The organism is Sulfitobacter alexandrii (assembly GCF_001886735.1).
GTDB classification, from domain to species: Bacteria; Pseudomonadota; Alphaproteobacteria; order Rhodobacterales; family Rhodobacteraceae; genus Sulfitobacter; species Sulfitobacter alexandrii.
Genome location: NZ_CP018076.1, coordinates 2,000,702 through 2,014,884, shown reverse-complemented (window position 1 = coordinate 2,014,884; position 14,183 = coordinate 2,000,702). Strand labels below are relative to the sequence as shown.

At 66.0% G+C, this 14,183-nt stretch carries 11 protein-coding genes and 1 pseudogene; 7 read left to right on the top strand and 5 right to left on the bottom strand.

The annotated features are described in order from the left end of the window. Window positions 1-83: 83 nt before the first annotated feature. On the top strand, window positions 84-1,355 hold the full coding sequence (locus tag BOO69_RS09885) for a helix-turn-helix domain-containing protein (RefSeq protein ID WP_071972016.1): 1,272 nt from the start codon (window positions 84-86) through the stop codon (window positions 1,353-1,355). 78 nt (window positions 1,356-1,433) lie between these two features. Then, window positions 1,434-2,561, top strand: coding sequence for a flavodoxin-dependent (E)-4-hydroxy-3-methylbut-2-enyl-diphosphate synthase (ispG, locus tag BOO69_RS09880; protein WP_071972015.1), 1,128 nt, complete (start codon window positions 1,434-1,436; stop codon window positions 2,559-2,561). On the opposite strand, the gene BOO69_RS09875 is transcribed toward ispG, so the two are convergent. Further along, entirely contained in the window at window positions 2,562-3,053 is a 492-nt protein-coding gene (locus tag BOO69_RS09875; RefSeq protein ID WP_237267434.1) for a thioredoxin domain-containing protein, read from the bottom strand. 3 nt (window positions 3,054-3,056) lie between these two features. After that, a complete protein-coding gene (locus BOO69_RS09870) occupies window positions 3,057-3,800 on the bottom strand; it encodes a DsbA family protein (RefSeq protein ID WP_071972014.1) in 744 nt (247 codons plus the stop codon). Between the two features lie 78 nt (window positions 3,801-3,878). Here BOO69_RS09870 and BOO69_RS09865 point away from each other — a divergent pair, with 78 nt between their 5' ends. From BOO69_RS09865 to BOO69_RS09845, 5 genes and pseudogenes are all read left to right on the top strand, one after another. After that, window positions 3,879-5,021, top strand: coding sequence for a pyridoxal phosphate-dependent aminotransferase (locus tag BOO69_RS09865; RefSeq protein ID WP_071972013.1), 1,143 nt, complete (start codon window positions 3,879-3,881; stop codon window positions 5,019-5,021). Between the two features lie 62 nt (window positions 5,022-5,083). Continuing rightward, a pseudogene (locus BOO69_RS09860) lies at window positions 5,084-6,297 on the top strand (N-acetylmuramoyl-L-alanine amidase). A gap of 137 nt (window positions 6,298-6,434) precedes the next feature. Beyond that, window positions 6,435-8,987, top strand: a complete 2,553-nt coding sequence (locus BOO69_RS09855) for a penicillin-binding protein 1A (protein WP_071972012.1) — start codon at window positions 6,435-6,437, stop codon at window positions 8,985-8,987. 103 nt (window positions 8,988-9,090) lie between these two features. Beyond that, window positions 9,091-10,215, top strand: coding sequence for a peptide chain release factor 2 (prfB, locus tag BOO69_RS09850; protein WP_071972011.1), 1,125 nt, complete (start codon window positions 9,091-9,093; stop codon window positions 10,213-10,215). A gap of 94 nt (window positions 10,216-10,309) precedes the next feature. Further along, window positions 10,310-11,719: an amidase gene (locus tag BOO69_RS09845; RefSeq protein WP_071973751.1), complete on the top strand. Its 1,410-nt coding sequence runs from the start codon at window positions 10,310-10,312 to the stop codon at window positions 11,717-11,719. On the opposite strand, the gene BOO69_RS09840 is transcribed toward BOO69_RS09845, so the two are convergent. The 3 genes from BOO69_RS09840 to BOO69_RS09830 form a co-directional block, all read right to left on the bottom strand. Beyond that, complete coding sequence (locus BOO69_RS09840; protein ID WP_172839524.1) at window positions 11,712-11,954, bottom strand: hypothetical protein; 243 nt, start codon at window positions 11,952-11,954, stop codon at window positions 11,712-11,714. The two genes, BOO69_RS09845 and BOO69_RS09840, sit on opposite strands and share 8 nt — an antisense overlap. Then, a complete protein-coding gene (locus tag BOO69_RS09835; protein WP_071972010.1) occupies window positions 11,951-13,111 on the bottom strand; it encodes an aromatic ring-hydroxylating oxygenase subunit alpha in 1,161 nt (386 codons plus the stop codon). The genes BOO69_RS09840 and BOO69_RS09835 overlap by 4 nt, the downstream gene beginning before the upstream one ends. Window positions 13,112-13,209: 98 nt before the next feature. Continuing rightward, entirely contained in the window at window positions 13,210-14,007 is a 798-nt protein-coding gene (locus BOO69_RS09830; RefSeq protein ID WP_071972009.1) for a helix-turn-helix domain-containing protein, read from the bottom strand. Between the last annotated feature and the right edge of the window lie 176 nt (window positions 14,008-14,183).

The following is a 14,183-nucleotide window of genomic DNA, read 5'->3' as shown; positions in this document are numbered from 1 at the left end:
TTGACTTAACAAAAGGCCAGACTCGAATCGGCTGCGCGATGACGGGTCAAGGTTGCAGGCAATGAACATACGGGGCATGGCATATGATCGGGCGTTGGTCCTCCAAGATCATAGAAGACGATACAGCTGAACCCAAAGGGTTCGATGCCTTTGAGCTGCGCCTTGGCGATGTGATGCGCGGCGAACGCGCCACGATGGGAAAATCCCTGCTGGACGTTCAGCGCGAATTGCGGATCAAGGCATCGTACATCGCGGCCATCGAAAACGCGGATCCCGACGCTTTCGACACTCCCGGTTTCATCGCGGGATACGTTCGCTCCTACGCGCGTTATCTGAACATGGATCCCGACAAGGCATTTGCGTCGTTCTGCGCGGAATCCGGCTTTGCCGTGGCGCACGGCATGTCCGCCGAAGCCTCGGTCATCAAGAAGCCCAGCTTCGAGGAACGGCGGAAACGCCCTCAGGAGGCCGATCTCTTTGCCCGGCCCAACATGCCCTTCACGCCGGTCGGCGACAGCATTTTCAGCCGCATCGAACCTTCGGCCATCGGGTCGATGCTGGTGCTGGTCGCGCTGATCGGTGCGATCGGTTTCGGCGGCTGGAGCGTGTTGCAGGAGGTGCAGCGCGTTCAGGTCGCGCCCGTGGATCAGACCCCGGTCGTTCTGTCGGACCTCGATCCGCTTGACGGTGCGCTGTCGGCCGCGCCCGACGCCAACGAAGCGCCGGACGCACCGCAGGCCATCGAGGCCCCGCGCGCCGATGCGCTTGACCGTCTCTACCGCCCGCAGGCGCTGGACGTGCCCGTGCTGGTGGCCCGTGACGCGCCCATTTCCACCATCGATCCAAGGTCCGTCGGCAATTTCGCCGACACGGCGGCGGAGCGCTCTGCCGGGGCGGTCCGGACGGCGGAACTCGATCTCGATGCCGTACCGGGTACCCCTGACCAGGCCGGTGCGCCGGTTCCGCAGGTCGTCGAAGGCGCCGCGGATGTCGTGCGCATGGTCGCGGCCTACCCGTCATGGGTGCGGGTCACCGCGGCGGACGGGTCTGTCATCTTTGAAAAGGTGATGAACAAGGGCGAGACCTACGAAATTCCCGCGACGGAGGAGCCGGCGACGCTGCGTACGGGCGAATCCGGTGCGCTCTACTTCGCGCTTGCCGATAACTGCGTGGGGCCTGTCGGGGCGCGGGGTGCCATCACGTCGAACCTGCCGCTGCACCACGAGGCGCTGGCCGAGCTTTACGCCCCGGTCGACCCGACGCAGGAACAATCCCTGAGCCGGATGTTCGCCGATCTTGCCGGTACCGATATCGACCCGGCGGTGCTTGCGGCGATGCCCTGCCAGACACGCTGACCGAGGGCGGCCCCCCATTGCAGAGGGGGTCGGGAGTGTCTAGGTTCCTGTAGAACGCGCAAGCCCGAGGGAGCCGCAATGTCGCTCAATCACATCCGTCCGTGGCGCGATATCTACCGTCGCGAAAGCCGTCAGATCATGGTGGGCAACGTGCCTGTCGGGGGCGGTGCGCCGATCTCCGTCCAGACGATGACCAACACGCTTACCACGGACGTCAAGGCGACCATCGCCCAGATCCAGGCGGCGGCGGATGCGGGGGCGGATATCGTGCGCGTGTCGGTCCCGGACGAAGCATCGTCCAAGGCGCTGCGTGAGATCGTGCCCGAGGTGACGGTTCCGATCGTCGCGGACATCCATTTCCACTACAAGCGCGGGATCGAGGCGGCAGAGGCCGGCGCGGCCTGCCTGAGGATCAACCCCGGCAACATCGGTGACGAGAAGCGGGTGCGCGAGGTCATCAGGGCGGCGCGGGATCACAATTGTTCGATCCGCATCGGCGTCAACGCCGGGTCGCTGGAACGGCACCTGCTGGAAAAATACGGCGAGCCATGCCCGGACGCGATGGTCGAAAGCGGACTGGCTCACATCAAGATCCTGGAAGATAACGATTTTCACGAGTTCAAGATCAGCTGCAAGGCGTCCGATGTCTTCATGGCCGCGGCGGCCTACCAGAAGCTGGCAGAGGCCACGGACGCACCCATTCACCTTGGCATCACGGAGGCCGGCGGCCTCATGTCCGGCACGATCAAGTCCGCCATCGGGCTGGGCAACCTGCTGTGGATGGGGATTGGCGACACCGTCCGCGTGAGCCTTTCCGCGGACCCGGTCGAAGAGGTCAAGGTCGGCTACGAGATCCTGAAGTCACTGGGGTTGCGGCATCGGGGCGTGAACATCATTTCCTGCCCGTCCTGCGCCCGGCAGGGTTTCGACGTCATCAAGACGGTCGAGACGCTCGAGAAAAGGCTCGAGCACATCAAGACGCCCATGAGCCTCAGCATCATCGGCTGCGTGGTCAACGGCCCCGGCGAGGCGCTGATGACCGACGTGGGCTTTACCGGCGGCGGGGCCGGGTCCGGCATGGTCTATCTTGCCGGCAAGCAGAGCCACAAGCTGGGCAATGAAGGCATGATCGACCACATCGTGGAAGAGGTCGAAAAGCGCGCTGCGCAGATCGAGGCGGAAACGGCCCCGGAAGCGGCGGAATAGTCAGTCGAGATAGCGTGGCAGGACGATCGGCGGCATGTGCCCCCGCAGGATCATGCCCGGCAATACATAGAACGGCAGTTCGTTCATCCCAAGCTGGTCCGCCAGCCGGGCGGTTGCCGGGTCGTTCATGTCGTGCAGGATGAACTCCACCCCGTACTCGGCTGACAAGGCGGCAAGTTCCTCGGACGCGCGGGTGCAGGTGGGACACTCCGGCCCGACGAACAGCGCGATCCGGGCACCCTTCAGGATCTCGGGTTCAAGCGCGGCGAGCAGGGCCTGATCGTCCGCGATCTTTCGGGCCATCTCCTGCGCGGCGGGACCGGGCGGGTTCAGCGCGCTGTCCACGATCTCGGGCTCGTCCAGCAGCAGCGCGCGGATCTCGGCGCCAAAGGCGGATCTTTCGGCGGGTGTCAGGTCCGTCAGTTGGGTCTCCGCCATCGCGGCGACGCCGCCCATGACAACAAGGACGGCGGCCAGACGTGCGAGGCGCAAGGATCAGCCCCGCTTTTCTTCCACGATGGCCTGCATCTGGTCGTAGGGCAGGTACCCGCGCAGCATCTCGTCCTGCATGACGAAGGTCGGCGTGCCGGAGATCTGCAGCTTTTGCGCGAGCGCGCGGGTCTGGGCGATCTCGGCGGTGACGTCCTCGCTGTCCATCCGCGCTTCGATGGCGTCGGCGTCGTAGCCGAAGGTCTCGGCCATGCGGCGCATGGCGGGCAGCGTGATCGACCCGTTGAAGGCCATCAGGGCATCGCTCATCGCCTTGTAGGCGTCGTCGCCCGCCACCTGCTTCGTCGCGATGGCAAAGCGGGAGGCCAGCAGGGATTCTTCGCCCAGGATCGGTAATTCCTTGACGATCATGCGGATGTTGCCGTCGGTTTCCAGAAGCTTGGCGACCTCGCCGTGGGCGCGCTTGCAGTATCCGCAGCGGTAGTCGAGGAATTCGACCAGCGTGATGTCGCCCTCGGGGTTGCCGCCCACCCAGGAAAAGCCGTCGTCAAAGATCGCGTCGGCGTTGTCGGACACCATGTTCACGTCCGCCTGCGCCTGTGCCTCGGCCTCGCGGGTCTGAAGCAGCTCGACCGCCTCCATGATGACCTGCGGGTTGTCCATCAGGTAGGCGCGCACCTCGGCCCGGAACTGGGCGCGTTCGGCGTCCGTCAGTTCCGTCAGGTCCATCGCGGCGGCGGGCAGGGCCAGGGCAGCGGCGAGGACGGGGGCAGCAAGGCGGAACATCATGGCAAATCTTTCATGGGGGCGCGGGTTGACGGCGCACCGGCGCGGGGTGACAAGTTGCGCAACCTTAGGAGCAAGCCCATGCGAAGTTCAACCCGATCGGCTGTCGATCCCTTTATTGTGATGGACGTGATGCAGGCCGCTGCCGCCGCCGAGGCCGCAGGCCGTCACATCATCCACATGGAGGTCGGCCAGCCCGGTACGGGCGCCCCTCGGGGGGCGGTCGATGCGCTGGGACAGGCCATGGGCCAAGGCCCGTTGGGCTATACCGTCGCCTTGGGTCTGCCCGCGCTCCGGGCGCGGATCGCCCGGATGTACGGCGACTGGTACAATGTCGATCTGGACCCTTCGCGGGTCGTCATCACGCCCGGCTCCTCGGGCGGCTTCATCCTTGCGTTCACGGCGCTGTTCGACACGGGCGACAGGGTGGGGATCGGCGCGCCCGGCTATCCGAGCTATCGCCAGATCCTCAAGGCGCTGGCCCTGGATCCGGTGGACCTGCCCACATCGCCCGAGAACAGGTATCAGCCTGTTCCGGCCGATTTCGCGAGCATGGACCTTGCCGGGCTGATGGTCGCATCGCCCGCCAATCCCACCGGCACCATGCTGGACCGCGACGCCATGGCTGCACTGGTCGGCGCCTGCGATGCGGCGGGCGCGTCCTTTATCTCGGACGAGATCTATCACGGCATCGAATACGAGAAGAAGGCGGTGACCGCATTGGAGGTGACCGACGACTGTTACGTCATCAATTCGTTTTCCAAGTATTTCTCCATGACCGGCTGGCGTGTCGGCTGGATGGTGGTGCCCGAGGACCACGTGCGCATCGTCGAACGGATCGCGCAGAACCTGTTCATCTGCGCCCCCCATGCGAGCCAGATCGCCGCCCTGGCGGCGATGGACTGCGACGGGGAGCTGCAGGCGAACATGGACGTCTACCGTGCCAACCGCGCGCTGATGCTGGAGGGGCTGGCCGAGGCCGGATTTACCGATATCGCCCCGCCGTACGGCGCTTTCTACGTCTATGCGGACGTGTCGGCCCTGACCCATGACAGCCGGCTCCTTGCGGCGGAAATCCTTGAAAAGGCGGGCGTTGCCGTGACGCCGGGGCTGGACTTCGATCCGGCGCGGGGCCTGTCCACCTTGCGGTTTTCCTACGCCCGCAGCACGGTCGACATCGCGGAGGGTCTGGCGCGGCTCAAGGCGTTCATGGCCGCGCGCTGAGGCTGGCGGCACTGCCGCTTTGGTGCTACCCTTGGCCCAACAACAGCGTCAAGCGGTGGCATATGCGGGCAGTTCTTTCGACATTTCTGGCTTTGATGCTCTGTGCCGTGCCCCTGTCGGCGCAGGAGCTGACGGCACTTGCCCGCGTGGACGGCGCGCGGAGCGGGATCACCGATGGCTGGTTCGGACGCACGGACATTCGGCTCGGCCTGAGCCAGGGGGTGCCGTTCCGGGTTTTCCTGTTGGACGATCCCGCACGCCTCGTGGTCGACTTCCGCGAGGCCGACTGGGCGGGTATCGCCCCCGACATGCTGCTCGGAGAACCGGGGCGGGTGTCGGATGTCCGTTTCGGCGCGTTCCAGCCCGGCTGGTCGCGGCTGGTGGCCGATCTTTCCGTGCCGATGATCCCGACCGAGATCGGCATGCCGGTGGACGAGGCAAGCGGCACCGCGACGCTGGAGATCGCGATGAAGGAAGCCACCGCCGACGAATACGCCGCCGCAGCGGGTGCGCCGGTCGACCCGTCGTGGACAAAGGCGCTGATCGCGCCGCCGAAGCCGGCCAAACCCGCTGATGACCGCTTTGTCGTGGTGCTGGACCCCGGTCACGGCGGCATCGACCCCGGTGCCGAGGCGGGGGGCGTGTCGGAAAAGGACCTGATGCTCAGCTTTGCCCGCGCGCTTCGGGATGCGCTGGTGCGGGCAGGCGTCGAAGCGGTGCTGACCCGCGACGACGACATCTTCGTCGCGCTGGAACACCGGGTTGCCATCGCCCACCAACAGAACGCGGACCTGTTCATCTCGCTGCACGCGGACAGCCTGAGCCAGGGGGGGCCAAGGGGGCGACCGTCTATACCCTGTCGGACGAGGCGAGCGATGCCGCGACCGAACATCTGGCCGCGCGGCACAATCGGGCGGATATCATCGCGGGGGCCGATCTGACCGGGTCGGACGACCAGGTCGCGGGCATCCTTCTGGACCTCGCGCGTCAGGAAACCGAACCGCGTTCCGCCGCGTTGGCCGCCGCCCTGATCGAGGGGATGAAGCAGGCGGGCGGACCGCTGAACCGCCGTCCCCTCCGGCGCGCCGGATTCTCGGTTCTGAAATCCGCCGACATCCCGTCGGTGCTTATCGAGGTCGGCTTTCTCAGCAACGAGCGTGACCTCAAGAACCTGCGCGATCCGGTGTGGCGGTCGGTCATGGTCAACGGCATCGCGGACGCGATTCTGGCCTGGCGGGACGCGGATGCCGCCCGCGCGCCGCTGGTCCGGCAGTAGGGCCGCGATCACACCGCGATCACATTGTCATGGGTGGGCGGTAAACGGCCCAAAACGGGTGCTCTGTCGTTTTGACCAACCCGGCCCCAGCGTCTATAAGCGCAACAGTTTTCTCGCGACCAGAAGGGCGGTGCGCCGTGTTCCGATTCATCCTGTCATTCTTTGGCGGCATCTTCACGACCCTGACGATGAGCATCGGCATGGTGGCCCTGACCGTGGGCGCGATATTCTGGATGTACGGGCGCGACCTGCCCAGCCATGAAAGCCTCGCGCAGTACACGCCGCCGACGATCAGCCGGATCTATTCCGGCCAGGGCCGGCTGATCGACGAGTTCGCCAAGGAACGGCGTCTCTTCGCGTCGGCCGACACCATCCCGGACCTCGTCAAGCAGGCCTTCATCTCTGCCGAGGACAAGAACTTCTACACCCACGAAGGGTACGACCTGCGCGGCATCGCGGCAGCGGCCATCGACGCGGTCAAGACGCGCGGGCGCGAAGTGCGCGGCGCGTCGACCATCACCCAGCAGGTGATGAAGAACTTCCTGCTGTCGGGCGATCGTCGGGCGGAGAGAAAGATCAAGGAGATCATCCTCGCCTCGCGCCTCGAGGAAACCCTGCCGAAGGAGAAGATCCTCGAACTCTATCTCAACGAGATTTTCCTGGGGCAGAACTCCTACGGCGTCGCGGCGGCCAGCCAGACCTATTTCAACAAGACACTTGCCGAACTCGCCCCCCACGAGGCGGCGTTCCTCGCCTCCCTGCCGAAGGCGCCGTCGGACTATCACCCCGTCCGCCGCAAGGACCGGCTTCTGGCGCGGCGCAACTATGTCCTGCGGGAGATGGAGGACAACGGCTACATCACCGAAGAGGAATACGAGCGGGAGCGGAACATGCCGCTGCGGTCGGTCCAGAATGGCGACTTCGAGAGCTTCAAGGCAGAGCTGCCGCCGCGCGACTACTTCACCGACGAGATCCGCCGCCAGCTTTCCAACGATTTCGGCGAGGGCGAATTCTTTACCGGCGGTCTGACCGTGCGCGCGACCATCGACAACGAAATGCAGCCCATCGCCGCCAACGCCCTGCGCGAGCAGCTTGAACAATACGACCGCGGTCGCGGCATCTGGACCGGGACCGGCAAGAAGATCGCGGCCGAGGAACTGACCACGGAGGAGGACTGGCGCGCGGCGCTCGCGGACGTCCGCGTTCCGCGCGACATCGACCTCGAGAACCAGTGGTATCCGGCCGTCGTGCTGGAGGTGGGCCAAAGCGATGCGCGCATCGGCATCGAAGGCGTCGAGGAAGACGCGGACGGTCACTGGATTCCGGCCAAGGACGTGCAGTGGGCCCGCAAGCGCCGGTCGGACGGCACGCTTGCCAGCAAGGCCAACGTGGCCGGCGACCTCGTGGAGGTCGGCGACGTGGTGCTGGTGCGCCGGATGACATCGGATTCGGACGGGTCCTTCATCCGCTGGACGCTGCGGCAGGTGCCCGAAGTGCAGGGCGCCTTCGTGGCGATGGACGTGAACACCGGGCGGGTGATCGCCATGCAGGGCGGATTCTCCTACCAGGATTCGGTCTTCAACCGGGCCACGCAGGCACAGCGGCAACCGGGGTCTTCCTTCAAGCCCTTCGTCTACGCTTCGGCGCTCGATTCCGGCTATTCACCCGCGACCATCGTGGTGGACGCCCCGATCGAGATCAACACGCCGCAGGGGGTCTGGCGCCCAAAGAACGCTTCCAACAAGTACTACGGGCCGACACCGCTGCGCACGGGGATCGAACAGTCGCGCAACCTGATGACGATCCGCCTCGCGCAGGAGGTCGGGATGGACGTGGTGGGCAGCTACGCGGAGCGCTTCGGTGTCTACGACGACCTCGCGCCGGTGCTGGCCAACGCGCTCGGCAGCCAGGAGACCACGCTTTACCAGATGGTCAGCGCCTACGCGATGTTCGCCAACGGGGGCGAGCGGGTGCAGCCGACCCTCGTTGACAGGGTTCAGGACCGGTACGGCCGGACGGTCTACAAGCACGACCAGCGGCTGTGCAACGACTGCCAGATCGCCAGCCTGCCGCAGGGTCAGGCACCCCGGATCATCTCCAACCGGGAGCGGGTGATGGACCCGGTCACCGCCTACCAGCTGACGTCGATGATGCGCGGCGTGGTCGAGCGGGGCACGGCGCGGTCCGCCGTCAACCTTCCGGTGCCCACGGCCGGCAAGACCGGTACGACCAACGACGAGAAGGACGCTTGGTTCGTCGGCTTCACCTCCAACATCGTTGCCGGGTGCTACATCGGCTACGACCAGCCCCGCCCCATGGGCCGGGGGGCGGGGGGCGGCCGTCTCTGTGCGCCGGTGTTCCAGCGGTTCATGACCGAGGCCGTCAAGAAATACGGCGGCGGCGAGTTCAAGGTGCCGGAGCTGTGCAACTTCATCAACATCGACCGGTTCACCGGCGCGCGCCTGAGCGACGGCGCGTCCGGTCCCAACGTGGTGTCTGAATGTTTTCGCGATGGGGAGGAACCGATCTTCGGCATCACCTTCGACGGTGGATTTGCCATGGGGGCCGATCTGCCGCTGGTGGAAGAGCTCGGCCAGTCCGCGCGGCAGGTCACGACCTCGACCGGCCGCAAGGCCACGGTCGGCCCCAAGGCGACTTTCGGCACGCTTTCCTCCGGCGGGCTGTACTGAACCGGAGATTTCGCCGCCGCCGCAGGGCTTTCCGGTGGCGGACGGCTTGTCCCTGTGTCGGCGCTGGTCTATCTCGTGGTGACCCAATCAAAGGCAGGCTAAGATGCGCGCAGAGGTTCAGAATACCGTCGATGAAATCAGCAAGTCGCTGGAATTGCTGGCGCAGCGGCTGAACGTGGAAACCGCCCAGCACCGGCTGGAGGAATTCAACGCGCGGGTCGAGGACCCGAACCTCTGGGACGATCCCGAGGCCGCGCAGAAGCTGATGCGTGACCGTCAGGCACTGGTGGATGCCATCGACACCTACGAGGGCATCAAGCAGGACCTCGCCGACAATCTCGAACTGATCGAACTGGGCGAAATGGAGGACGACGCCGAGGTCGTGGCCGACGCCGAGCGGGCGCTCAAGGCGCTGGCAGAGACCGCGGCGCAAAAGGAACTGGAGGCGCTGCTGGACGGCGAGGCGGACGGCAACGACACGTTTCTCGAGATCAACTCGGGCGCGGGCGGCACCGAAAGCTGCGACTGGGCCCAGATGCTGGCGCGGATGTACGTCCGCTGGGCCGAGAAGAAGGGCTACAAGGTCGAACTGCAGGCGGAAAGCCCCGGAGAGGAAGCGGGCATCAAGTCCGCGACCTACAAGATATCGGGCCACAACGCCTATGGCTGGCTGAAGTCGGAAAGCGGTGTGCACCGGCTTGTGCGGATCAGCCCGTTCGATTCGGCGGCCAAGCGTCATACGTCCTTTACCAGCGTGAAGGTCTACCCGGTGGTCGACGACAACATCGAGATCGAAGTGAACCCGGCCGATATCCGGATCGACACCTACCGGTCCTCGGGGGCGGGCGGCCAGCACGTGAACACGACGGATTCGGCGGTGCGGATCACGCACCATCCCACCGGGATCGTGGTGACATCGTCCGAGAAATCGCAGCACCAGAACCGGGACATCGCCATGAAGGCGCTCAAGAGCCGGCTGTACCAGATGGAACTGGACAAGCGGTCGGCGCTGGTGAACGAGGCACACGAAAGCGCGGGGGACGCGGGCTGGGGCAACCAGATCCGGTCCTACGTGCTGCAGCCCTACCAGATGGTGAAGGACCTGCGCACCAATTTCGAGACTTCCGACACCAAGGGGGTTCTTGACGGTGACCTCGACGGGCTGATGGGCGCGACGCTGGCGCTTGCCGTGTCGGGCAAGAGCCGGGCCGAGGCGCAGGGCGGCTGATCGCCGGGGGCTTTGCCCCCGGACCCCCAGAGTATTTGCCGGCATAAAGAAGCGGGGGATTGCGCCCCGTGGCGAAGCGATGTTCTGTGGCATCATGGATATTCTGGACATGGATGCGCGCGCCCAGTCGGCGGCGATGGCGGCGGGGGAATTCGGCGCGGCGGAGCTGATGGAAGCCACGCTGGCCCGGATTGCCGGGGTGAATGGCAGGGTGAACGCGGTGGTGGCGCTGCGGGATGCCGACAGCCTGATGGCGGAAGCGCGGGCGGCGGACGCAGCACCGCGCAAGGGCTGGCTGCACGGCATTCCGATGGCGGTGAAGGATTTGGCGAACGTGGCGGGCCTCGTGACGACAAGCGGCTCGCCGCTGTTCGAGCGGGCGGTCGCGCCGAAGGACGACCTGATCGTCAGCCGCCTGCGCGCCGCCGGGGCCCTGATCATCGGCAAGACCAACACGCCGGAATTCGGCCTGGGGAGCCATACGTTCAACCCGGTCTACGGCGCGACGCGCAATCCCTACGACCTGACGAGATCGGCGGGCGGGTCGTCGGGCGGGGCGGCGGCGGCCCTGGCCACGCGGATGCTCGGCGTTGCCGACGGGTCCGACATGATGGGATCGCTGCGCAACCCGGCGGGCTGGAACAATGTCTACGGCATGCGCCCGTCGTGGGGCACCGTGCCGGGAGATCCCGACCGCGAGATGTTCCTGCACCAGCTCAGCACGCTGGGCCCGATGGCGCGCAATCCGGCCGACCTGTCCGCCCTGCTGGATACCATGACGGGCGCCGATCCGATGCACCCGCACGGGCGCGACGCGGCGGACACGCTGCCGGGGCTGTTCGACCCGCCGGGCAAGATGCGGATCGGGTGGCTCGGCGACTGGGGCGGTGCCTTGCCGTTCGAGGCGGGGCTGCTGGCCCCGAGCGAGGCGGCGCTGAGGCAACTGGCGGACCTGGGGCACGCGGTCGAACCGGCGGCGCCGCCGTTCCCGGCGGATGCCATGTGGGACAGCTGGATCACCCTGCGTTCATTCTCCGTCGCGACCGGGCTGGCGGACATCTACCTCAACCCCGGGACCCGCGATGCCCTGAAAGAGGCCGCCCGATGGGAGATCGCGCGCGGTCTCGGGATGGACGCGATGACGGTGCACCGGGCGAGCGAGGTCCGCTCGGACTGGTTCCGTTGCGCCGCCGGGCTGTTCGACACCCTGGACGTGCTGGTGCTGCCATCGGCGCAGGTCTGGCCTTTCGACGTGACGCTGACCCATCCGACCGAGATCGCCGGGCACGAGATGGACACCTATCACCGCTGGATGCAGGTGGTGATCCCGGCCAGCCTGATCGGCCTGCCGGTGGTCAACATCCCCGCCGGGTTCGGCGAAAACGGGCTGCCGCTGGGCCTGCAACTGATCGGGCCGCGCGGGAGCGATGCGCGGCTCTTGCGGCTTGCGCAGCAGTGGCACGCGGCGACGGATTGGCCGGGCACGCGGCCGCCGGTCATCTGAACGGCGGGCGCGGCGGGGGCAGGGCGCTTTCACGGCCCTGTGCGACGAGGCGCATGCGCAGCGCCGGGGCGTCGGGATGATCCGTTTCCATCGCGAAGACATGGGCGTGGGTCAGGTAGAACGCCGCGCGTTCCGGTGCGGTCGCCTCTGCGGCGGCCCGCTGGTACAGGGTCACGAGCGCGCCGAGGTCGCCCGCGGCATGGGCGGCCAGCAGATCCCGCTCCAGCGCGATCATTCGGCAGCCTGCGGCAGGCTGCGGTGCCTTTCGAGCTGTGCCGCGACCCAGTCATGAAAGAGGTGCGTGGGCCCATCCATCGCGGGCGAGAACCGGCCGCCGTCGAAGGTCACGGCGTGGCGGCCCCGCTGCATGCCCTCGACCACGAAGACATCCTCGACGAATACGTCCTTCCATTGCGCGGTGTTGCGGGCGCGCAGGGCCGGATCGGTGTGTGGCCGCGCGTAGAAGAGATGAACGTGCTCCACCGTGCGTTCCTGCGTTTCGGGCACGAGGATGATGGCAAAGCTGTGGTCGCGGTGGACGCCCATCAGCACGTTCGGATAGACGGTCACATACTCCGCGGCCGTCTCCCACTTGTCGCCGAGGCCGTCGAAATCGGGAAAGCTGTTGCCGGCCTCGTCCTTCAACTGCCGATAGACGCGCGTGCCCTGGCCCGAGAAACGGCCCGGCGCCTCGATGTGGTAGTGATCCTCGAGCCGTGAATAGCTGTTCAGGCCGGGATGCACCCATGGCAGGTGATAGCTTTCGCAGTAGTTCTCGACCGCCAGCTTCCAGTTGCAATCGATGGCAAGCTGAAAGCGGCTGTCGTCGCCGCCATGGTGCAGGGGCTGGTCGAACTCGGCCCAGCGGGCCAGAAGATCGGCATGGGCATCGGCAAAAGCGGGGGCCTGGCCGGACACGTTGATGAAAATCACGTCCATCCAGATATGGCTGCGGATCTCCACCAGCCCGAGAAGATCGCGATCGATCCCGGCGTGCGTGTTCTGACCCGGACCGCCCACATGCGGCGTGCTGACCAGCCGGCCGTCCGTGGCATAGCACCAGCTGTGATAGGGACAGCGGATCGCGCCCTCGATCTTGCGGGGCTCCTCCACGAGGATCATGCCCCGATGACGGCAGGTGTTCTGGAACACGCGGACCTCGCCCTGGCGGTCGCGCACGATCAGCAGCGGCATGCCCAGAAAGGTGATCGGCACCGCATCGCCCACCTCGGGGATGTCCGCGGTCACGGCCAGCCCGGCCCAGTTGTCGAAGAGGACGGCCTGCCGTTCCTCGGCAAAGACAAGGGGATCGATGTAATGCGGGTTGGGTAGGCCGGTGGCCTGCGCGATGGGGCGTCTGACAGTGCTGAGGTCGGTGGGAAAACGGGTCATGCTGCTCTCCTGTTGCTGGACAGAGGCTAGCAGCGGGGTCGCCTTCGTACATTATCCGCAGCGACCCGACTTTATCAGGGGCGACACGGACGCGGCGATCAGGAAAACGGGATCCCGGCGCGCAGCAGACGCTTGTGATAGGGTTGGAGCGCGTCGAAGGTGGTGAAGCCGGTATCGCGCGCGACCGACAGCGCGTCCGACACGGCGGGGCCAAGGTATTCGTAAACCAGCCGCGTCACCCGCAGACCCCCCGCGGCCTCGGGGACCGTCCGCGTGGCGTAACCGACCCAGAAATTCTGTTCGAAGGAGGGGACGCGGGCGAGGTAGTTGAAGGACGTTGTCATGGCGTTGCGCCGCGCGGCGAGGATGCTGATTCCGTCGTCCTGGCGCATCACCGCGCCCCGAAACTCGCGCGAGCGGCCATCGCGCGGCAAGTTCTGCAGTTCCATGGCCTGCGCCGTCTCGAACCCACGTACCCGGGTCCGGGGCCCCTCCCGGCTGGCGAGGACAAGTGACACGACGAACCGTTCGGGTTCCACGAAGCTGCGGCGCGAGAAGCGGTAGAAGCCGCTTGGAAACATGGAGTCGGGAACGTCGAGCGCGCCCGCGCCGATGAAATCACGCAGATAGGGGGTTGTCAGCAACTCGTCCTGCCGGGTGATTTCCTCGACTGGCTGAAGCAGCACGCGCGCATCCACGCGGAAGAATTCGCACATCCGCGCAAGGATGTCCGGTCGGGGAAAACTCTCGCCGGAGAGATACCGGTTGAACTGTGTCCTGTTGATGCCGAGTTGCCGGGACAGCTCGGAAATCGAACGGTATTCCTGCGCGAGTTTGCGCAGGTTTTCGCCGAACATGTTCCGCAGTTGCGCCGGTGATTGTTTCTCGGGTTTCATTTACATCTTATGGTAGATCAAGGCGCCACGAAAACGCGCGCATTCTCACGACTGTTATGGCTCATTCTGGGAGTGAAACTTCGAAGCGTCAAGGCTGACGCAGAATTGTGACAGTTTTGAGTGCCCTTAACACAATTTCGGTTTCCTTGCGTCAGGTTTGCACTTAGGCGTTCCAG

What these genes read in the sequence shown, in the direction of transcription:
- BOO69_RS09845 (WP_071973751.1), top strand. Translation starts at nt 10,310, where the DNA reads ATGGATATTCTGGACATGGATGCGCGCGCCCAGTCGGCGGCGATGGCG.
- ispG (WP_071972015.1), top strand. Translation starts at nt 1,434, where the DNA reads ATGTCGCTCAATCACATCCGTCCGTGGCGCGATATCTACCGTCGCGAA.
- BOO69_RS09885 (WP_071972016.1), top strand. Translation starts at nt 84, where the DNA reads ATGATCGGGCGTTGGTCCTCCAAGATCATAGAAGACGATACAGCTGAA.
- BOO69_RS09835 (WP_071972010.1), bottom strand. Translation starts at nt 13,111, where the DNA reads ATGACCCGTTTTCCCACCGACCTCAGCACTGTCAGACGCCCCATCGCG.
- BOO69_RS09865 (WP_071972013.1), top strand. Translation starts at nt 3,879, where the DNA reads ATGCGAAGTTCAACCCGATCGGCTGTCGATCCCTTTATTGTGATGGAC.
- BOO69_RS09830 (WP_071972009.1), bottom strand. Translation starts at nt 14,007, where the DNA reads ATGAAACCCGAGAAACAATCACCGGCGCAACTGCGGAACATGTTCGGC.
- prfB (WP_071972011.1), top strand. Translation starts at nt 9,091, where the DNA reads ATGCGCGCAGAGGTTCAGAATACCGTCGATGAAATCAGCAAGTCGCTG.
- BOO69_RS09870 (WP_071972014.1), bottom strand. Translation starts at nt 3,800, where the DNA reads ATGATGTTCCGCCTTGCTGCCCCCGTCCTCGCCGCTGCCCTGGCCCTG.
- BOO69_RS09840 (WP_172839524.1), bottom strand. Translation starts at nt 11,954, where the DNA reads ATGATCGCGCTGGAGCGGGATCTGCTGGCCGCCCATGCCGCGGGCGAC.